The following is an 18,974-nucleotide window of genomic DNA, read 5'->3' on the forward strand; positions in this document are numbered from 1 at the left end:
TTATATGGATACGTTATGGACACCTTATATCCCATCCCACCCAATTGGTGAACCAATATTTGCGATATTTGCGAGAACCCAGCCCGTCGGGAATGCCTGCAACCCCTGATTCCCCATTCATCATTCCTCATGTTCACCCGTGTTGGACACCAGGGGAGAAGTGGGTGGGTATGCTAAAATCTGGTCACACCGGGAACCCGATTGCCCCATGAGCTTGAACTGGTTTGAACGGGGTATTGCTACCGCACCCACCGCCGATGCCCCAGCGGATTATGTGGCCTGGGCAAAGCGAGCCTATGAGCATATCCGGCAACAACAGCAGAGCGAACCCGCACCAGCACCCCCAGCCGAAGCCCCACCCCCCCCGGAGGAGGCTGAATCCCCAGCGCCCACTTCGTTTTTAGCCCGTGCCGCCGCTTTGCGTCAGAGTCGGTTGGCGGCCTTGAAAGAATCCCTGGCACCCCCAGCCCCCGCTCCAGAGGAGGCACCCCCCCAGCCCGCCCCAGTCCCCCCCGCCGTCGAATTGGATGAGGGGTTTTTGTGGTCGGCGGAAATTTTAGCCGCCCAAGGCCGGAAACCGGAGGAAGTCACCCTTGAGGAAATCAACTGGCTCCAAAAACTGCGCCAGGGCTTAGCCAAAACCCGCCGCAATCTGCTCAACCAACTCAAAGCCATTGTCGGACAAGGCCCCCTAGACGAACGGGCGGTGACGGAACTGGAAACCCTGCTGTTGCAAGCGGATGTGGGGGTGACGGTCACGGACTGGGTGATTCAGCAAATCCAAGCCCAAATTCGCCAAGAGGCATTGCCCCCCGAGGTCGCCCTGAAACTGATGGGGGGGTTACTGCGGCAGGTGTTGGAACGTCCCTACCAGCAGGGGCATCCCCGCAATTTAACGCCACTGCCGGGGCAGTTGAACCTCTGGCTGATCACCGGGGTGAATGGGGTAGGCAAAACCACTACCATTGGCAAGTTGGCCCACCTGGCGACCAAATCCGGGTACAAGTGCCTGATTGCCGCCGCCGATACCTTCCGAGCCGCCGCCGTGGAGCAGGTCAAGATTTGGGGAGAACGAGCCGGGGTAGAGGTCATCAGCAATCCCAGCCCCAATGCCGACCCCGCCGCTGTGGTGTTTGATGCGATCAGTGCGGCGCAAGCCCGGGGGGTAGAATTACTTTTGGTGGATACGGCAGGACGGTTACAAAATAAGCAGAATTTGATGGCCGAATTGCAAAAAGTCCGCCGCATTATTGATAAAAAAGCGACCAACGCCAAAGTAGAATCTCTTTTAGTTTTAGATGCCACCCTGGGACAAAATGGTCTGCGCCAAGCCCAAGTCTTTACCGAGGCGGCGCAATTAACCGGGGTAATTTTAACCAAACTCGATGGTACCGCCCGGGGGGGGATTGCCCTCGCCATTACCCAGGAATTGGGTTTACCCATTCGCTTCATTGGTGCCGGGGAAGGGATGATGGATTTACGCCCGTTTTCGAGCTATGAATTTGTGGAAGCGTTGATGGGAATTTAGGGGTGGGTTTGGTCTAAATTTAAGCCACAGTGGGCGCAAAAATTAATCCGCCATCGCCCGTGACCATTGGGACGTAAATGGGACGATTCCTGTGAGTAATAAGGCTATATAGCAATCCTAACTAAGTTTAGAACACGGGTCGCAGGGGCACCGCCCCCGTAAAAGAAGCACCTGCGGTGTATGGTTCTGGAGAATTCCTGTTGCGTCATGGTTGAGGATTGCTATATTTTGGATATGACATCCTTGACATCCTTGGGAGACTTGGAACAATGGTTGGCTGATGTTGTTGGTTAAAGATAGATGCCAAATCAATTATTTTATGGGGATAATTTAGAAGTTCTCCGCCGTCATATCCGGGATGAAACGGTGGACTTATGTTATATTGATCCGCCGTTTAATTCTAAGCGCAATTACAATCAAATTTACTTGAATCAGGGCAAAGAAGACCAGGCACAAGCCCAAGCATTTATTGATACTTGGACATGGGATGACCATGCCAATCAAGGGTTAGGGGAAATTCAAGAGAATACTCAAGGGCGATTTACAGCGCAACTCATTGCGTTAATCAGTGGGTTGGTGAACGTGTTGGGGCGGGGTTCGTTATTGGCATATTTGATCAGTATGTCTCTGCGAATTGTGGAAATTCATCGGGTGTTGAAACCAACGGGGAGTTTTTATTTGCATTGCGACCCAACGGCAAGCCATTACTTGAAATTGATTTTAGACGCAATTTTTTGTCCGCAAGGTGGCGACTTTCGTAACGAAATTATTTGGCATTACAGAAGGTGGACAGGAAAAGCTAAAAAATTTCAAGAACTGCACGACGTTATTTTTTACTATACGAAAAGTAAAAATTATACTTTTAATGTTCAGTACATAAACTATACAGAAGGTTCAAAAGACAGAAAAAAGCAAGGTGTTTTACACAGATTTAAAAAAGGTGAAGAACCTTATTTGGTTAGTAATGGAACATTAGATGAAAAAGGAGTTAGAGATAATGATGTTTGGCAAATTCCATTTATAGTAATTTCAAACAAGTTTGCGACATTCGCCTTTACCTGCAAACCCTTTCCTAGAAGGGGATACAGTGATTACCAGTGCTTCAAAGTGTTGCATTTTCTTGTGAAACGACTATATTGCCCCATCAGCAAAGGAAAGATTAGGTTATCCTACTCAAAAACCCGAAGCATTGTTAGAAAAAATAGTAAAAACAAGTTCTAACGAGGGAGATATTGTTTTAGACTGTTATTGTGGTTGTGGCACCACTGTTGCCGTAGCGCAAAAATTGAACCGGCAATGGATTGGCATAGATATTACCTATCAGAGTATTAGTTTGATCCTCAAACGCCTCGAAGATACCTTTGGCAAGGGCGTATTAGATACGATTAACATTGCTGGCATTCCTAGAGATATGGACTCTGCCATCGCACTAGCGAATAAAAAAGACGACCGTACCCGTAAAGAATTTGAAAAATGGGCAGTTTTAACCTATTCCAACAATCGAGCCGTGATTCAACAACGCAAGGGTAAAGACCAGGGCATTGATGGGATTGCTTATTTTAGTTCTGATCGTGATAAACAAGAAAAGGTGATTTTTCAAGTAAAATCCGGGAACGTCAAATCCGGTGATATTCGAGATTTACGGGGAACGATGGAACGAGAAGGGGCGGTCATTGGCATTTTTATCACCCTCAAGCCTCCCACCAAAGATATGCTCAAAGAAGCTAAAGAAGCGGGCATTTATCAAAGTCAATACATGAATCAACCCGTGGATAAAATTCAAATCGTTACCGTGCAAGAAATTATCGAAGAACAAAAACGATTTAATATTACCCTGATGCTAGAAGTCCTCAAATCTGCGGAACAAATTACTGAGATTGGCACTCAAAAAGAACTGGATTTAGAATGAAATTAAATGAGGTAATCCCCTGATGACCCCTAATTTTTTAGCTCCCACCCTAGGGCAGTAATGCCCCATCCAATAAAACTTGTTTCAAATCCACCCCGGTCAATTTGGCACCCCGCAGGTCAGCCTCGGTCAAATCCGCCCCCCGCCAGCGCACTTCCGTCAGATTGGCATCCCGCAGGCGAGCCAGTTTCAGCACCGCATCCCCCAGATTGGCACTGCTCAGGTCGCATTCACTCAGGTGGGCACGGGTGAGATTCGCCCCCCGCAGGTAGGCACGCCGCAGGTCAGCCCCCCGGAGTTGGGTGTCAATCATATTCGCCCCGCTCAGGTTACAGTTGTACATCCGTGCCAAGTTGAGGGTCGCCCCCTGAAAATTCGCCCCCAAAAAATTGGTACCGGTCAGGTTCGCCCGCTCCAGGTAGGCATCCACCAGGATAATCCGGCTGAGAATACAGTTGCTTAAATCCACATCCCCCAGGTAAGCACCACTGAAATCCCGCTCCCCTTCCGCATAGCGTGCCAGTAACTCTTCTCGGGTCAGGTGTCGGGGCGCAGGCATGGATGAGGTCAGCAACCCAAGGCGAAATTACCCAAAAAGTATAACATCCGCAGGCTCCCAGTGATTTACATCACGCCTCAGCGGTCAGAATGCCCGGTTCACTTTGGCGGGGTACGGTGGTCAAAGTATCCATCTGGGCACAGAACTCTAAATCCGCCCCCTGCCCTAACCCCAATAGCCGCTGACCGTGGCTGGCTCGTTGGAGTAATGGGAGTAAATCATTTTGCCATTGTTGGTACAAGGCGAGGGCACTCACCGCCTCGTCATTGCCGGTCGAAACCTGACTGCCCAACCCCGCCAGCAGGGCACCAGCGCACACCGTGTCCTCCAGGGAAAATGCCCCTTCCCACCCGGAAGCCACCACCCAGACCCGCTCCGGTTGGTGTTGGTGCAAACGGGCTACCACCGCTTGGCGGTTCACCAGGGCGCAGGTGAGTACTTGGGGGGCAGACTGAACCCGAGTCAAGGCCCGGGTGCCATTGGTGGTACTCATGAATAACCGCCGCCCTTTCACCCGTTCCGGGGTGCAATCCAGGGGAGAATTGCCCAGGTCAAAGCCGTTCACCACCTTGCCGCCCCGTTCCCCCACCCGCAAGCGTTGCGCCTCTGGCCAAGCCTCACTCACCTGAAGCAGTTCCTCCAAATCCGCAAACACCTGCACCGCCGTTGCCCCCGCCGCCAAGGCCACCGCCATCGTGGTCGTCGCCCGCAGGACATCCACCACCACCGCACAGTCGGGCAATTCCCCGGTGGGCACCTGCTCCGGGGTATGGTACACCCAGAGTTTCATCGCAGGACGTACCAGTAATAGGTGACCATAGGAATCACGGTCGCCAAAATCAGTAAAACAATCACCACGGCTGTGGAAAAATCCTTCTGTTTACGGGTTTCCTCGATGGTGGCAAAATTCCCTGCCGTGGGTTCCACCACCTCCGGGGGCGGCCCGGGGTCGGGTTCGCCACGCAAAATCAAGCTCAACCGTTGCACCGTGTCCACCAGGGCTTGGTTGTAAATGTTCTGGCGCACGGGTCGGAGCAGGGTTTCTTCAGTGATACTTAGGGCGGTGGCCGGGGGAAGTAGGGGTACCACCTCCGCACCGGCTTGCAAGTCGGCGGTGGCCGTGCGGGCAACCAGCGTGATTAATACCTGTTTGGCACCCCCGTCGGGAAACCAACGTTGAAACAGCTTTTCCCCAAAACTGGTAGCCGTCTCCCCGTAATCCAATCGCCGCAGGCTGACCAACCGCACCTGCACCCCTGTATCCTGGTTGAGTTGGGTCAGGGTGCGATTCACCTGGTTGACCGTGCTGGGGCTGAAGACCTCCCCCTGGTCTAATACCCATTGGGGCGGGGTGGCGGGCAATTCACTCACCGCCGTTGCCCAGGCGGCTCCCATGTTGCCAACCAGTAACATCAGGGCTAAACCCAACCCCCATAGCCAGCGCATTGCTCCTCCCCCAAACTTTAACTGAGAATCCCTATGACAAAGTATAAAGTCTGGGGGGTCATCCTGCGGGTTAGGTTCCCTGGCGGGCGGTGGCGGCCTCATCCGGGTGAATCCCCAAACGGGTCAGGTTGATCCGACCCCGGCTGTCAATCTCCCGTACCCGTACGATCACCTCATCCCCCACGGAAACCACGTCCTCCACCTTGCCGACCCGGTGTTCCGCCAACTGGGAAATGTGGATCATCCCCTCTTTCCCCGGCAGGATTTCCACAAAGGCACCGATGGGAATAATCCGGGTCACCCGTCCCGTATAGACCTCCCCTTCGTTCAAACGCCGGGTCATGCCGTCAATCAACCGGTAGGCTTTTTGCGCCCGTTCCTCATCAGCGGCACTGATGGTCACCGTACCGTCATCCTCGATGTCGATCTTGGCACCGGTTTCCTCCGTAATCCCCCGGATGGTTTTGCCGCCGGGGCCAATCACCGCCCCGATCAACTCCTGGTCAATCTTAAGGGTCAACAGGCGTGGGGCATAGGGGGACAGTTGGGAACGGGGTGCCGCCAGGGTGGCCAGCATTTTTTCCAGGATAAACAACCTGCCCGCCCGGGCCTGCTTGATCGCCTTCCCCAGGGTCGGCACATCCAGACCGGTGATTTTCATATCCATTTGCAGGGCGGTAATCCCCGCATCCGTGCCCGCCACCTTGAAGTCCATATCCCCCAGGAAGTCCTCGATGTCCTGAATGTCCGTCAGCACCTGCACCTGGTCCCCCTCTTTGATCAAGCCCATCGCCACCCCACTCACCGGGCGCAGGAGGGGCACCCCCGCATCCATCAACGCCAGGGTGGAACCACACACGGAACCCATCGAGGTGGAACCATTCGAAGATAAAACTTCCGACACCACCCGCAGGACGTAGGGAAACTCGGTTTTGCTGGGCAAGACCGGCAGTAACGCCCGCTCCGCCAAAGCCCCATGCCCAATCTCCCGGCGCGACGGTGCCCGCATCGGTTTGGCTTCCCCCACGGAATAGGGCGGAAAATTGTAATGGTGCAGGTAGCGTTTTTCGTCCTCCGGGTGCAGGTCATCCGCCAAATCCTGGGCATCCCCCGGCGTCCCCAACGTCACCGCCGAAAGCACCTGGGTCGAACCCCGTTGGAAGACCGCCGACCCATGCACCCGCCGGGGCAATACCCCTACCTCACAGTGAATCGGGCGCACCTCATCCACCTTCCGACCGTCCACCCGGATGCCTTTCTCCAGCACATGGCGGCGCATGAGTTTCTTGGTCAGGGATTTGAACAAAGCCTCCACGGTTTTGGGGGTACCCGCCACCCGCCGGGGGTCTTCCTCCGGCAAAGCTTCCAACGCCGCCGTCACCTGGGCTTTCACCGCTTCTAGGGCTTGATTCCGCAGTTGCTTATCGGCAATCGTCTGATCCAAAACCGCCTGAATCCCCTCTGCCGCCGTTTCCTCCAGCAAGCGCACCAAATCCGCCGGGGGTTCCGGGGGGGGAGGCACGGTCAAGGTCACCCCCAGTTCCGCCAAAAGTTCCTGTTGCGCCCGGATCAACTCCTGGATCGCCTCATGCCCAAAATCAATCGCCTCGATCATGTCCGCTTCCGGCAATTGATTCGCCCGGCATTCCACCATGATCACCCCCTGGGGCGACCCGGCCACCACCAGGTCCAATTCCCCCGCCTCCACTTCCGCATAGGTGGGATTGATGATAAATTCATCCCCCAGGAGTCCCACCCGCACCGCCGCCATCGGTCCCAGGAAGGGAATCCCCGCCGTCGCCACCGCCAAGGAAGCCCCCAAAGCCGCCAAAATATCCGGGGGCACCTCCTCATCCAGGGATAGGGTCGTCGCCACCACCTGCATATCCTCCCGCAACCAATCCGGGATCAGGGGACGCAGGGGACGGTCAATCAAGCGGCTGGTCAAAATCACCTTTTCGGGGGGACGGCCTTCCCGGCGCAAAAACCCCCCCGGAATCCGTCCAGCGGCGTACAACCGTTCCTCGTATTCCACCATCAGGGGCAGGAAATCCACCCCCTCCCGCGCCGTGCCTTGGGTAGCGGTCACCAATACCGCCGTATCCCCGCACTCGACCAGCACTGAACCACCCGCCTGCGGGGCCAACTCTCCCAGGCGCAGACGGATTTCCCGTCCGTCAAACGTGATTGACTTTTGCATTGTTTGCTCTCTTTTTTAATCAATCGTTATCCTAACATTGGATGAGCGGGGGACTCCATCACCCCGGGAGGGCAAATGTCGCTGATCCGTCAGGTTTGGTCAGGGGTGGGGGTAAACGCCTGGAGTTGGGCTGTTTGGACAACGCTGGCGTTAATCGCCTGGATGCCCCCGGTGGGGGGGACAACCGTTTATCTCAATCGCCGGTGCCAACGGGTCAACAGCCCCCAGGACGCTTGGCGGGTGGACTTCCGGCGCAACCTGTCAGCGGGTAGCAAACGCTATTGGTTTTCCCTGGCTCGCTATCTGGATGGCTCAGCCCTGTTGTGTTTAAGCCAACCCAATTACACCCAAGGGCAACCCCTGGCGGTGCCAACCCTGCAACATCAATTTATCCGAGAGATCCAACAGGAACAGCCGGAAACTTCCTTTTTAATCACCGTAGCCGACGGCAATGGTCGCAACGTGCGCCTCACCCAATTTCGTCTCCAGCTCAACAATCCCACCCAACCCGCCCTGTCCAAGGTAAAAGAATGGCGCAATTAACCGGGTGGGGTTGATTGCCCTTATGCAACCCCAAACCCAGGCATCGCCAGAGTATGATATATGGATAGGTCAGTATCTGCTACTGTCATCGTTTTGGAGCCGGAAAAGCCATGACCTTTTCCACCCCGTCCGCCCCCCCTGCCCCACCAGAATTTGCCCAGGGCAGTACGGTTTACCTCAAAGATGACCATTGGTCCCACGAAGGCCCCTGGGTCATCCTGGATACGGAAGAAACCTCCCGGCACATGGTTCTCTGCCTGCGCCAGAAATTTTACCCCCAAGACCTGTATCGCTCCGTCTGGTTACGGCGGGAACTGCTTTCGGCCCAACCCTGGCCCTCGGAATCGCCCCGCCCCCGTCCCACCGCCCCTGTTAGAAAACCGCCACGCCCGACCCCATGAAATCCTTGTGTTTGGGGGCAATCCGGGGCTACCAACGGTGGATTTCTCCCCTCAAGCCCCCCAGTTGTCGCTTTTATCCCACCTGTTCCTGCTATGCCTACACGGCTATCGAACGGTTTGGTGTGGTGGCGGGGGGCAAGCTCGCTTTAATGCGTCTGGGGCGATGTCATCCGTTTAGCCCTGGGGGATATGACCCCGTACCGGCCACCCTGTCTGAAGGCAAGGAGCCAGGATGAACCCCAGTCCCCATCCCCACCTCAACTGCCAAACCTGCGCCACCGCCGTTTGTTTGCAGGGGGTTTACAAGGTTTACAACCGCAAACCCGTAGTGCAAGATTTAACCCTGGCGATTGAGCGGGGGGAAGTCTTTGGGTTGCTGGGGCCCAACGGGGCAGGCAAATCCACTACCATTCGCATGGTCACCACCCTCACCCGCCCCAGCGAAGGGGATATTTGGGTCGCCGGGTGCAATGTGGTCAAACAGCCCTTGGAGGTACGCCGTCGGATTGGCGTGGTGCTCCAACAGGTGAGCGTGGACGGGGATTTGACCGTGTGGGAAAACATGGAATTTCACGGTCGTCTGCACCATATTCCCCTGGCGGAACGGCGGCGACGGATTAATTATTGGCTGGACTATGTGGAATTGACCGAGCGGCGGGATGATCCAGCCAAAATCCTCTCCGGCGGCATGAAACGGCGACTGCAAATTGCCCGTGCCCTCTTGCACCAGCCGCAAATTTTATTCCTAGATGAACCGACGGTGGGACTCGACCCCCAAACCCGCCGGAAGTTGTGGGCCATCATTCGCCAATTGAACCAGGAGGGCATGACCATCGTTTTGACCAGCCATTACATGGAAGAAGTGGAATATCTCTGCCAGCGGGTGGGCATCATTGACGGGGGAAAATTAATTGCTCAGGGGAGCGTGCCGGAATTACGGCGGCAGTTGGGGGAAGGGTTGGTGGTGAAACAGTTGGGCGACCGTTGGGAACATAAATTTTTCCCGGATTTGGCCGCCGCCAATGCCTACTTAGCGACTTTTGAAGACAAAACCGGACTGCTGGTTCGCCCCTCCAACCTGGAGGATGTGTTTGTGGAATTGACTGGCCATCAATTGGATTAGGGATGGGAGCGCAGGGTAGATATATAGCAATCCTAAATAAGAATGGAACAGGGGTCGCAGGGTATCGCCCCGTGCTTGCTTCTTAGGAATCTGGTTCTTTCTACCAATCATCTCAGATTGTCCTAGGAGAATAGGGGTCGCAGGGCATCGCCCCGTGCTTGGTTCTTAGGAATTTGGTTCTTTCCATCAATCATCTCAGATTGTCCCAGGAGAATAGGGGTCGCAGGGTATCGCCCCGTGCTTGGTTCTTAGGAATCTGGTTTTTTCCATCAATCATCTTAGATTGCCGTACAGCTATTTCCCAATTCTGGAGGATGACTTATTCACATTGTTCAATTTAGTAACTTTAGGGCACTTCTAAGAATGGGTCGCAGGGGCGTAGCTCCCGTTGTTGGTTTTCGATAGCATGGGCATTTTAGCTAGGTAACCGCCAATGGGTGCAAACAAATAGAGGTGCCCTTTAGTAAATTAGCTATCCTAGAATAACCAGGTTAATTTCAGCAGACATGATACCGGTATTAGCCGTGTTGGCGGCGGCGGCGGCGGGTGGATTTCGTTTAGCAATGCCCCTGTTGTTGGTCTTAATTTTACGGCGGGAAGATGGGTGGGAACAAGTGCCGATTTTGGGGCAATTTTCTCCGCAGGTGACCCTGGGCATCCTCAGTGCTTGGACGGTCTGGGAACTGTTAGTGACGATACAGCCCTGGGGGATGCGGTTGATGCAACCTTTGCAGGTGTTGTTTAGCCCGTTTGTGGGCTGGATATTGGGGGTGATGACGGCGCAGGTGGTGGGGATTCCTACGGGTCTGTGGGATGTGATGGGACTGATGGGAGGTGCGCTGGCGCTACTGTTGCAGTTGGTGCAGGTGGGGTGGTTTTACCGATGGGGACGGTTCCCCGCCTGGGTGATTTTGGTGCAGGATAGCCTGTGTGGTTTGTTAGCCGTATTTGCCCTGCAAGCCCCGCAACAGGGGGGGTTGATTGCCCTGCTCCTGCTCTGGTTGGCTCTGCGGATGTCGAAGGATTGGCAACGGCAGTTTCAACGCCACCGGCGGGCACAGGCTCCGGATTAGGGAGCGTTCACCATTGGGGATAGCCGGTTTTGGGGTCCATCGGTTGATACCGTTCTGGGGGGGGCAAGTCCCCCGGTTTCGCCACGTGCCAAGCCACTTCCCCCCGCTTTTTCCCCACCCGCACAAACACAAACCCGGAATCCTCAAACAGTTCCCCGTGTTCGGTGATGGTACGAGGGGAGACCCGCAGGAGGTGCGCCACCTCGGACGTGCTCAAAATCCAGCCATTGCGATGGGCTTCTTCCAGGGTGCGGAGGTATTCCAGGGGGTCGGTGGTGGGTTGGAGTTGAGCCAGACGGGTAGCGACCGCATCGGCAATCACCCCGGCGGTGGAGCGCATACTGGTGACCACGGCTCCGGCCACCGCATCGGCAACCGTGCCAATCAAATGGCTGAGATTGACGGGAATCTCCGTGCGGTTGAGGCTCAATTCGGTGGGGGGGGTGGGTTCCTGGGCGAGAAAATCGTTGATGGTTCCCCCCTGTTGCAGATGGCTGTGCAGTTGATCCAACCGTTCCAATTCCTGGGTGGTAATGTAGGCCCGCCGACTGACTTTGAAGGGTTTGATCCCCAAGCCCTTGAGCCGGTTGTACAGGGCATTGTGCCCCAATTGGTAACGGTCTTCCAGAAGTTCGACGGGGAAACTGTCAATTTGGGTGTCGGAATCAAACCCGGCGGGGTCAATCCGATTGTCCGGGTGATGTCCATTGGCTGGGGCAGGCATGGCACTCCTCGGTTGGGTAGCATGAACGGGATGGGTGATGGGAATTCCCATATCATTTCCCACTATGGTAGCAAGTGGGGAAGAATCTGCCAAGATGGGGGGATGGGAATGGTACAGTGAAACCAGGAAGATGCGGGGACAGCTATGCCGTTTTCGATTGCTGAGTTATTAGGAAATCTGCCGGAAGACAAGTTAATTGCCCCCAAGGTGTTGGCGAAAAAACTCTTTTGTGAGGATGAAAACGACCGTCTGCGTTTGAAAATTGCCCTGGATGCCCTCACCAAGTTAGAGTTGGTCACGGAGGAGTTTGGCAAATACCGGCGGGTGACTGTGCCGGATGTGGTCAAAGCCCGGTTGCGGTTTTCCCGGGGCAGTTTTTGGGCGATTCAAGAGGAACCGGGGGCGGCGGATATTTACATTCCGGCCCGCTACCTGGGAACCGCCTGGCATGGGGACCGGGGGTTGATCAAGGTGATGCGGAAGGGGCGCAACCGCCGCAGTCCCGAAGGGGAAGTGTTCGTGGTGTTGGAGCGAGCGATTACGGCTCTGGTGGCGCAGGTGCAACGGACAGAGACGGGCTATGTGGCCAAACCGATGGATGAACGGTTGAATATCACGGTCGCACTGCCGGAGACGGTGGCCGAATGGGAGGAGCAGTTGGTCTATGTGACGATTGCCCGTTATCCCCTGGCTCAACTCCCGGCCCAGGGGGTGGTGAAACGGGTTTTGGGGCCAGATGCGGGCAGGGCCGACCCCGCCACCTTGGTTTTGTGTAAACACAACCTCCTGTCGGAAATGCCGGAGACTTTGCCCAAGACGTTGGCGCCGACGGGGGATGAATTGCCCCGCCAGGATTACCGGGAGCGGGTGACGTGGGGGCTGGGGCATTTGGCGGTCTCCTGGGAACCGGGGGCGGATGGGGGGCGTTTGCTGGGAATCCATATCCCCGATGCCACTGGGAGTATCCCCCCGGAAACCCTAGTGGATTGGTATGCCAGCCAGCAGGGGGCGAGTTTTGGTTTGGCGGAAACCCGAGTCCCCATGACTCCGCCTCTGCCGGTTCGCACCGAATGGCCGAGCCTTTCCCTGTGGGTGGCGGTGGATAGCACGGGGGAAATTGGTACGTACCGCCTTGAACCGGGGTGGGTACGGGTGACCGCAACGCCCCCAGCAGAATTGGTTCAGGGGGTGACCGAGTGGGTGATGGGTACCCAAACGGCACCGGGTTTGACCTTGGCGGAACCCCAACTGACCCCGGATGAGCATCCCACCGGGTTTCCCTTGGCTCAGTTAACCGGGGAGCAGGCGGTGGCCCAGCGGCTGGCAATCTTGGCGAATCATCTCTTGGCACGGCACATGCAGGCGTTACAACTGCCGGGTCTATTCCGGGTGCAACCCCCACCGGATGCGGAAGCCTGGGAACGGTATCGCTTTCTCTTGACGGAATTGGGGCTGAACCCCCCGGAGCAATTGGATACCCGCATTCTCTTACCGATGATCCAAGCGCATGAATGGGCACCCCTACTCCAGGATTTGTTCCTGGAAATCCTCAAGCCTCCCACCGATAGCCTGCAACCGGGGGCGCATTTTGGGGTAGGCAGGGAGCCGTATTTGCATGGGGTGGCCGCCTTTGACCGCTACGCCGATTTACACAACCAGCGGGTGCTGTGGGCCCTATTTACCCAGGGGAAAGACCGGAAAAGTCCCCGCTCGAAGGAGACGATTGACCCCCGCAGTAGCACCTGTCATGGGCGGGTGGATTGGCCGGTACTGCCCCCCAGCGTCCAGGAGGAGTTGTACCACCGGGCGCAACAACTGCTCCCCCAACTCCAGGAACGGGAACGGGCCCACCGGCAGGCACGGGAGGACTACCGCCATCTGGTGTGGTTGCATCGCTGTCAGCTCAGCCCAGGGCAGACCGTGCGGGGCTTGGTGGTGGGGGTGGAATCCTACGGCTTTTTTGTGGCAATTCAGCATACACCCCTACAGGGGCTGGTGCACGTGACCGCCTTGAAAAATGACTGGTACGAATTTCGCCCCAAACAACAGGCCCTAGTGGGACGGAAAACCAATGCGACCTTTGCGGTGGGAACGGTGCTGGAGGTGGTGGTCAAGGGCATTGACTATTACCGGCAACAGGTGGACTTGGTACTGCCGCCGGAGATGACCACACCAGCGGAACTCCCGGATGCCATTCCCCCGGATACAGCCGCCGAGTGATTGACGTTTCCCAGCGGGACTGGCTAACGTAACGACAATTGGCAGAGACGGTTTCCACCCAGGCACGCCAGGGAGGTTTATGGCAACGTGGCAGATAACGGTGACAGGCATGACGTTCCTGCTGGTCTTGGTGCTGATCATGACCGAGTGGGTGCATCTGACCGTGGCGGCACTCCTGGGGGCAATGGTCTTGGTTTTTGTCCATGTCCTCAGTTTGGGGGAGGCGGTGGGCTATATCGGCCAAAGCTACAGCACCCTGGCCTTGTTTTTTGGCGTGATGGTGTTGGTACGGGCGTTTGAGCCGACCAAAATTTTTGAATACTGGGCGACCCAGATGGTGCTATTCGCCCGGGGGCAGGGAAAACGCCTGCTGTTGGGGGTGGTGGGGCTGACAACGGTGGTGACCGCCTTTTTGCCCAATGCCACGACGGTGATGCTCCTGGCTCCCCTATTCCCCACCTTGGCGGAGGAGATTGGGGTGGATTGTGTCCCCCTGTTGATTTTGCTGGTGATCACGGCCAACAGTGGCAGTTTATTGACCCTGGTGGGGGACCCGGTGACCTTTATCATCGGGGATGCGATCGGCATGGGTTTTCTGGAGTATTTCTGGCGGTTGAGCCTAGCGGGGGTGGTGGCGGTGGGAACTATCTTGGTGATGTTGCCCTGGTTGTTTCCCAAAACCTGGCGCAAGCAGTTGACCAATTTGGAGCAGTTGCCCCATCCCCAGGTGAATCATCCGCTGATGTTGACGGCGGGGAGTGTAATTGTTTTATTTGTGTTGGTCTTTTTTGTGGTGGGGGAATATTTGCCCGTGCCCATGACCCCAGCGGGGGTGGCCTTGATGGGGGCGACCTTAGCCCTGCTGTTGGCGCACAATAGCAAAATTGATACGGTACACAACATTCTGCGGGATGTGGATTGGAGTACCCTAATCTTTTTCATGTCTTTTTTTGTGTTGATTGGCGGTCTGGAAAAAGCGGGAATTATTCAACAACTTTCCCAAGTCATGGCGCAGGTATTGGGCAATAATATGGCGTTGAATGCCCTATTGATTTTGCTATTGACGGGGGTCCTTTCCAGTTTGGTGCCCAATATCCCCTTAGCAGTTGCCATGCTGGCGTTGCTCAATGCCTATTTGGTGCAGGAGGGGTGGGTGAGTGCGGCGATTTTAGAACCCGGGGCGCAGAGGGAACTGCCGGCGGCGGTACAGCCCCTCTTTTTCGCCATGATGATCGGGGGCACCTTGGGGGGCAATGGCACGTTGATCGGCGCTTCCGCCAATATCGTAGCCGCTGGGGTGGCGGAACAACATGGCCGTCGCATTTCCTTTGGCGGTTTTTTGCTCTACGGTCTGCCCGTGATGATTGCCCAGTTGGGCACGGCGGCGATTTTTTTGTTGGTGCGGTTTTTCCTCCTGCCGAGTTGAGATTGTCCCCGGTGTCCCCTTCCGCTAAAGTACAGGTAGTCCTGCCCCTGGGGAAGTTTGCCAATGCTTGAGCGTTTCAAAAAGTTACTTAGAAAAGACCCGCCACAACCGGCTCTGCAACCCCAACGGGAAGCCCTGGTGGATTTGCTTTTGTTGGGGATGTACACGGATCATCTGCTTTCGGTGGCGGAGGGGGATTTGTTAGCGGCAAAACTGGGGGATTTACCCTGGGAATCGGGGCAAGCCCTGAGCATTTATCTACAGGTCAATATGCCGAAAATTCGCATGGCCTATGAAAATTTGCCCAGCCGGTTACAGCTTTTGCAGTCCATTCGTGACCGTTTGCCAACCCTGGAAACTCGCCAGGGGATGCCTACCAAAAATTGCAGGAATTTTTAGCGGTAGATGGGGTCGCTAATAATGAACAGGAATTTTTGACCCAAGTGCGGACGGTTTTGGGAATTTGAACAAGTTCGATGATTTATTATTTAGGGCACCTCTATCAATTCAAAGTTAGCGGTCGCAGTGCCCTTGGTTCTGGGTAATATGGACATTCCCACGATGGGATTTATGATTGGTTCAAATAAATAGAGGTTCCCTTTATTTATCTGATTGGCAATCACCTTGGAATGGCTAGAGAAGTTGGCTCTCTTAGATTTAGGGTGATAATTTTTTCTAATGAGAGAATGGGGCTAAGGTGCTCGCCCGGAAGTTGTCAAAATTTGAAAAGCTATGGGCTTGTCTCTTAAGGGCACTTCTAAAAATAGGTCGCAGGGGGCACCCCCGCCCTTGGTTCTGGAGAATTTCTATATGCCTACGGCACGCCAGCTAACGTTAATCAAGTCGGATTGCTATATAGAGCAATGCTAAATGAGAATAGAATAGGGGTCGCAGGGGCACCGCCCCCGTCCTTGGTTCTGGGTAATATGGGTATGCCAAGGATGAGATGTTAGCTTGGCTCGAATAACATAGAGATGCCCTTAATAACAAGAGTGAACATGAGCCGTTTTTTTGCCAATGGCTCTATTAATTCCCATGAAAATTTCCATTTTTTAGGATGTTTTAATCCTCTCACAACTTAACTACGAAATGTTACAGTTTTGGTAGCTCCCATGCTGTATTATGTTCTAACGGATTAACAATTTTTTATCTCATGGACCTACCCCTCGATTTATGATTGGCAGTGGTCAGGAACCAGATGGTCAACTTTCAGTCTTGCTTTCACAGTAGTACCATGATGTGCCATGCGTTTGTGCCCAAAGACCGGTATAGTAGCAGATATTTGGGCCCCAGGAATCACCCCTATGACCGAACCTAGTGCGGCCCGTATCTTGCTCGTCGTTGGGGATAGCACCCTGCGGCAACGCTTGATGACCGACCTGAGCGAAGCGGGGTATCCCTGCCAACCCCTGGCGGAACCCAGTGAGGTGTACCCCTATTTGGCTACGCATTCCGTTAGTTTGCTCATTGTAGCCACCAGCCCCGCCGGGTTGACCCTCTGCCAGCAGGTCAGCAGAACCCATCCCCCGTTGCCGATCCTGCTCCTCACCGAGGGGGATACCCTGGAGGAACGGGTGACTTGTTTGGAGTCTGGGGCTTGGGACTACCTCAGCCCGCCCTATCCCCGCAAGGACCTGCTCCACTGGCTCAAACTTTATGTGCAACCCCAGACCGACCCGGCGGAACGTTTGACCTTTGCGGACTTGACCCTGGATTTGAATACCCGCATTGCCCTGCGCCAAGAACGGCAAATCCAACTGACGATGAAAGAATTTGACCTGCTCAAATTTCTCATGCAAAATCCGGGGCGGGTACTCACCCGGGAAGAAATCATGGAACAGGTGTGGGGTTACCAGTCGGTGCATGAATCCAATGTCATTGAAGTGTATGTACGTTATCTGCGCTTGAAACTGGACCAACCTGGGGAAAAGCATCTGATTCAAACCGTGCGGGGGGTGGGCTATGTCCTCCGGGAACCTTAAATCCTGGCTGTGGGGGGCTCTGCTCTGGGGTTGGCTGGGGGGGAGTTCCATCGCCTTTGCCCAAACCCCCCAAAATTTGCCGGTGCGGGCCCAATTTAAGCACAACGGCCAGCAGATTCTCCTGGAAGTGGCGTGGACACCGGAGCAACAAGCCCTGGGGTTGATGTACCGGGAACGCCTGGAACCCAACCGGGGGATGTTCTTTCCCTTTCAGCCCCCCCGGCCGGTCAGCTTTTGGATGAAAAATATGCGTACCCCGATTGATATGGTTTTTCTCCATGAGAATAAAATCCTCGCCATTTTCCCCAAGGTGCCGCCCTGTACCACCCCCCGTTGCCCCACCTATGGCCCGGATGGCTTGGTGGATAGCGTGATCGAACTGGCACCCGGTCGGGCAGAACAGTTGGGTCTCAAGGTCGGCGATACCCTCATCGTGCGCTGGATTCCGCCCAGTGGCGTGCCCAAGTGAGCATGGTTTGTCCCTGTTCTGGGGTCGGCGATTCGCAGTACAAGCGCAGGAGTGGTTCCGTGCCACTAAAGCGAATGAGCAACCAACTTTGGTCATGGAGATAAAATTTATACCCATCGCCACTCCAGGTTTTGACGACGGGCAGACCGGCAATTTCCGTAGGCGGTTGGGTCGCCAGTTGGGCGAGTAAAGCATCCCGTACCCCCTGGTCGGCTAAAGGCACATCAATCCGGTTGTAGGTACTGACAAAGTTTAGCTTTTGTTGGAGTTCCTGGTACTGCACCTCCAGGGGTTTTTGGGTGACGGCAATGGCTTCGAGCAGATACAGCGCCGACAGCAGAGCATCCCGTTCCGGTAGATAATGCCCGTACCCAATGCCGCCGGATTCCTCCCCGCCCAACAGCACCCCCCCCTGGAGCATTTCCTGGGCAATGTACTTAAACCCAATGGGGGTTTCCACCACCGGCAACCCGTAATACGCCGCCGTTTTGGCAATCAATTCCGAACCGCTAATCGTTTTCACCACCCGCCCGGTCAACCCCCGGTGTTGCGCCAAATGTTGAATCAAGATGGGAATCAGCACCTGGGGCGAGAGAAAATTTCCCTGCCCGTCCATCGCCGCAATCCGGTCCCCATCCCCGTCAAACACCAGCCCCACCTGGTTACCCGGATGACTTTGTAAGGTACGCCGCAATTCCTCCAAATAAGCAGGCAAGGGTTCCGGCGGATACCCCCCAAACAATACATCCCGCTGGGTCCGCAATTCCTGTACACAGGTTCCCAGGATGCGGGTCAACCCCCCTGCCGCCGCCCCGTGCATGACATCCACCCACACCCGCCAGTGGGTCAAACCGGCTTGAATCTGCGGTACATCCACCTGCTGTTGTAAGGCATTTAGATAATCGGGCCAAGGGTCAAACGGCTGAATCCCACCGCCAGAACGCTGGGGGAGCATTTGTTCTAACTGGGCTTCGATTTGCTTGGTAATTTCCGGGGCAACCGAGCCGCCAAAACTGCCTTTGACCTTCAACCCGTTGTATTCCGAGGGGTTGTGGCTGGCGGTGATCACCAAGGCCCCCATCGCCTGTTGCTGGCGCACCTGATAACTCAACGCCGGGGTGGGAGCCGGTTGGGTCGCCAAACGTACCGGGAATCCGGTTTGCGCCACCGCCTGCGCCGCTGTTTGGGCAAATTCCGGGGACAAAAACCGCCGGTCATAGCCGACCAAAATTGGTGCTGTGGTATCCCCGTAGGTTTGGGCTAAAACGGTTGCCGCCGCCTGTGCTACCTGGGCGAGCCGGGCGAAGGTAAATTCCCGGGCGATCACCCCCCGCCAGCCATCCGTTCCAAAGCGAATTGGTTCCATGTGCG

The 18,974-nt window shown here is 55.5% G+C and carries 19 protein-coding genes; 13 read left to right on the forward strand and 6 right to left on the reverse strand.

All coding sequences use genetic code 11. From position 1 onward, the window contains the following. Positions 1 to 208: 208 nt before the first annotated feature. The 3 genes from ftsY to MLD66_RS09085 all read left to right on the forward strand — a co-directional run bounded on the left by ftsY (position 209) and on the right by MLD66_RS09085 (position 3,437). Complete coding sequence (gene ftsY / locus MLD66_RS09075; protein ID WP_247217140.1) at positions 209 to 1,528, forward strand: signal recognition particle-docking protein FtsY; 1,320 nt, start codon at positions 209 to 211, stop codon at positions 1,526 to 1,528. 300 nt (positions 1,529 to 1,828) lie between these two features. After that, entirely contained in the window at positions 1,829 to 2,749 is a 921-nt protein-coding gene (locus MLD66_RS09080) for a DNA methyltransferase (RefSeq protein ID WP_281438447.1), read from the forward strand. Continuing rightward, positions 2,718 to 3,437: a DNA methyltransferase gene (locus MLD66_RS09085; protein ID WP_281438448.1), complete on the forward strand. Its 720-nt coding sequence runs from the start codon at positions 2,718 to 2,720 to the stop codon at positions 3,435 to 3,437. Before MLD66_RS09080 ends, MLD66_RS09085 begins: the two co-directional genes overlap by 32 nt. 49 nt (positions 3,438 to 3,486) lie before the next feature. Here the strand turns inward: MLD66_RS09085 and MLD66_RS09090 are convergent, their stop codons facing one another. From MLD66_RS09090 to MLD66_RS09105, 4 genes are all read right to left on the reverse strand, one after another. Beyond that, on the reverse strand, positions 3,487 to 3,996 hold the full coding sequence (locus MLD66_RS09090; protein WP_247217141.1) for a pentapeptide repeat-containing protein: 510 nt from the start codon (positions 3,994 to 3,996) through the stop codon (positions 3,487 to 3,489). 70 nt (positions 3,997 to 4,066) lie between these two features. Beyond that, positions 4,067 to 4,786, reverse strand: a complete 720-nt coding sequence (locus MLD66_RS09095) for a 2-phosphosulfolactate phosphatase family protein (RefSeq protein WP_247217142.1) — start codon at positions 4,784 to 4,786, stop codon at positions 4,067 to 4,069. Beyond that, positions 4,783 to 5,442 carry a TPM domain-containing protein gene (locus tag MLD66_RS09100; RefSeq protein WP_247217143.1) on the reverse strand — a complete coding sequence of 220 codons (660 nt, stop codon included), beginning with the start codon at positions 5,440 to 5,442 and terminating at the stop codon, positions 4,783 to 4,785. Before MLD66_RS09100 ends, MLD66_RS09095 begins: the two co-directional genes overlap by 4 nt. Before the next feature lie 70 nt (positions 5,443 to 5,512). Then, positions 5,513 to 7,642, reverse strand: coding sequence for a polyribonucleotide nucleotidyltransferase (locus MLD66_RS09105; protein ID WP_247217144.1), 2,130 nt, complete (start codon positions 7,640 to 7,642; stop codon positions 5,513 to 5,515). A 75-nt stretch (positions 7,643 to 7,717) separates the two neighbouring features. On the opposite strand from MLD66_RS09105, the gene MLD66_RS09110 reads away from it, so the two are divergent. From MLD66_RS09110 to MLD66_RS09130, 5 genes are all read left to right on the forward strand, one after another. Further along, on the forward strand, positions 7,718 to 8,185 hold the full coding sequence (locus tag MLD66_RS09110) for a hypothetical protein (protein ID WP_247217145.1): 468 nt from the start codon (positions 7,718 to 7,720) through the stop codon (positions 8,183 to 8,185). 110 nt (positions 8,186 to 8,295) lie between these two features. Further along, positions 8,296 to 8,586 (forward strand): hypothetical protein, encoded by a 291-nt coding sequence (locus MLD66_RS09115; RefSeq protein ID WP_247217146.1) that lies wholly within the window; start codon positions 8,296 to 8,298, stop codon positions 8,584 to 8,586. Next, positions 8,583 to 8,822 (forward strand): membrane protein insertion efficiency factor YidD, encoded by a 240-nt coding sequence (gene yidD, locus MLD66_RS09120; RefSeq protein ID WP_247217148.1) that lies wholly within the window; start codon positions 8,583 to 8,585, stop codon positions 8,820 to 8,822. Before MLD66_RS09115 ends, yidD begins: the two co-directional genes overlap by 4 nt. Beyond that, entirely contained in the window at positions 8,819 to 9,709 is an 891-nt protein-coding gene (locus MLD66_RS09125) for an ABC transporter ATP-binding protein (protein WP_247217150.1), read from the forward strand. Before yidD ends, MLD66_RS09125 begins: the two co-directional genes overlap by 4 nt. Positions 9,710 to 10,215: 506 nt before the next feature. After that, positions 10,216 to 10,782 (forward strand): DUF4126 domain-containing protein, encoded by a 567-nt coding sequence (locus MLD66_RS09130; RefSeq protein WP_247217152.1) that lies wholly within the window; start codon positions 10,216 to 10,218, stop codon positions 10,780 to 10,782. A 7-nt stretch (positions 10,783 to 10,789) separates the two neighbouring features. Here the strand turns inward: MLD66_RS09130 and MLD66_RS09135 are convergent, their stop codons facing one another. After that, the gene (locus MLD66_RS09135; RefSeq protein ID WP_247217154.1) at positions 10,790 to 11,557 is read right to left on the reverse strand and encodes a hypothetical protein; all 768 of its coding nucleotides are present in this window, start codon (positions 11,555 to 11,557) and stop codon (positions 10,790 to 10,792) included. A gap of 93 nt (positions 11,558 to 11,650) precedes the next feature. Here MLD66_RS09135 and MLD66_RS09140 point away from each other — a divergent pair, with 93 nt between their 5' ends. The 5 genes from MLD66_RS09140 (at position 11,651) to MLD66_RS09160 (ending at position 17,603) form a co-directional block, all read left to right on the forward strand. Continuing rightward, the gene (locus MLD66_RS09140) at positions 11,651 to 13,726 is read left to right on the forward strand and encodes an RNB domain-containing ribonuclease (RefSeq protein WP_247217156.1); all 2,076 of its coding nucleotides are present in this window, start codon (positions 11,651 to 11,653) and stop codon (positions 13,724 to 13,726) included. Between the two features lie 79 nt (positions 13,727 to 13,805). Then, positions 13,806 to 15,152, forward strand: coding sequence for an SLC13 family permease (locus MLD66_RS09145; RefSeq protein WP_247217158.1), 1,347 nt, complete (start codon positions 13,806 to 13,808; stop codon positions 15,150 to 15,152). Between the two features lie 63 nt (positions 15,153 to 15,215). After that, on the forward strand, positions 15,216 to 15,551 hold the full coding sequence (locus MLD66_RS09150) for a hypothetical protein (protein WP_247217160.1): 336 nt from the start codon (positions 15,216 to 15,218) through the stop codon (positions 15,549 to 15,551). A gap of 905 nt (positions 15,552 to 16,456) precedes the next feature. Continuing rightward, positions 16,457 to 17,134 carry a response regulator transcription factor gene (locus MLD66_RS09155; RefSeq protein ID WP_247217162.1) on the forward strand — a complete coding sequence of 226 codons (678 nt, stop codon included), beginning with the start codon at positions 16,457 to 16,459 and terminating at the stop codon, positions 17,132 to 17,134. Further along, positions 17,115 to 17,603 carry a DUF192 domain-containing protein gene (locus MLD66_RS09160; RefSeq protein ID WP_247217163.1) on the forward strand — a complete coding sequence of 163 codons (489 nt, stop codon included), beginning with the start codon at positions 17,115 to 17,117 and terminating at the stop codon, positions 17,601 to 17,603. The genes MLD66_RS09155 and MLD66_RS09160 overlap by 20 nt, the downstream gene beginning before the upstream one ends. Here the strand turns inward: MLD66_RS09160 and MLD66_RS09165 are convergent. After that, on the reverse strand, positions 17,563 to 18,969 hold the full coding sequence (locus MLD66_RS09165) for a phosphoglucomutase/phosphomannomutase family protein (RefSeq protein ID WP_247217165.1): 1,407 nt from the start codon (positions 18,967 to 18,969) through the stop codon (positions 17,563 to 17,565). The genes MLD66_RS09160 and MLD66_RS09165 overlap by 41 nt on opposite strands. Positions 18,970 to 18,974: the final 5 nt, after the last annotated feature.

The organism is Synechococcus sp. C9 (assembly GCF_022984075.1).
In the GTDB taxonomy this organism is placed as follows: Bacteria; Cyanobacteriota; Cyanobacteriia; order Gloeomargaritales; family Gloeomargaritaceae; genus Gloeomargarita.

Bases quoted from the DNA above. Each gene is read 5' to 3' on its own strand.
- ftsY (WP_247217140.1), top strand. From the start codon at position 209: ATGAGCTTGAACTGGTTTGAACGGGGTATTGCTACCGCACCCACCGCC.
- MLD66_RS09080 (WP_281438447.1), top strand. From the start codon at position 1,829: ATGCCAAATCAATTATTTTATGGGGATAATTTAGAAGTTCTCCGCCGT.
- MLD66_RS09090 (WP_247217141.1), bottom strand. From the start codon at position 3,996: ATGCCTGCGCCCCGACACCTGACCCGAGAAGAGTTACTGGCACGCTAT.
- MLD66_RS09095 (WP_247217142.1), bottom strand. From the start codon at position 4,786: ATGAAACTCTGGGTGTACCATACCCCGGAGCAGGTGCCCACCGGGGAA.
- MLD66_RS09100 (WP_247217143.1), bottom strand. From the start codon at position 5,442: ATGCGCTGGCTATGGGGGTTGGGTTTAGCCCTGATGTTACTGGTTGGC.
- MLD66_RS09105 (WP_247217144.1), bottom strand. From the start codon at position 7,642: ATGCAAAAGTCAATCACGTTTGACGGACGGGAAATCCGTCTGCGCCTG.
- MLD66_RS09110 (WP_247217145.1), top strand. From the start codon at position 7,718: ATGTCGCTGATCCGTCAGGTTTGGTCAGGGGTGGGGGTAAACGCCTGG.
- MLD66_RS09115 (WP_247217146.1), top strand. From the start codon at position 8,296: ATGACCTTTTCCACCCCGTCCGCCCCCCCTGCCCCACCAGAATTTGCC.
- yidD (WP_247217148.1), top strand. From the start codon at position 8,583: ATGAAATCCTTGTGTTTGGGGGCAATCCGGGGCTACCAACGGTGGATT.
- MLD66_RS09125 (WP_247217150.1), top strand. From the start codon at position 8,819: ATGAACCCCAGTCCCCATCCCCACCTCAACTGCCAAACCTGCGCCACC.
- MLD66_RS09130 (WP_247217152.1), top strand. From the start codon at position 10,216: ATGATACCGGTATTAGCCGTGTTGGCGGCGGCGGCGGCGGGTGGATTT.
- MLD66_RS09135 (WP_247217154.1), bottom strand. From the start codon at position 11,557: ATGGGAATTCCCATCACCCATCCCGTTCATGCTACCCAACCGAGGAGT.
- MLD66_RS09140 (WP_247217156.1), top strand. From the start codon at position 11,651: ATGCCGTTTTCGATTGCTGAGTTATTAGGAAATCTGCCGGAAGACAAG.
- MLD66_RS09145 (WP_247217158.1), top strand. From the start codon at position 13,806: ATGGCAACGTGGCAGATAACGGTGACAGGCATGACGTTCCTGCTGGTC.
- MLD66_RS09150 (WP_247217160.1), top strand. From the start codon at position 15,216: ATGCTTGAGCGTTTCAAAAAGTTACTTAGAAAAGACCCGCCACAACCG.
- MLD66_RS09155 (WP_247217162.1), top strand. From the start codon at position 16,457: ATGACCGAACCTAGTGCGGCCCGTATCTTGCTCGTCGTTGGGGATAGC.
- MLD66_RS09160 (WP_247217163.1), top strand. From the start codon at position 17,115: ATGTCCTCCGGGAACCTTAAATCCTGGCTGTGGGGGGCTCTGCTCTGG.
- MLD66_RS09165 (WP_247217165.1), bottom strand. From the start codon at position 18,969: ATGGAACCAATTCGCTTTGGAACGGATGGCTGGCGGGGGGTGATCGCC.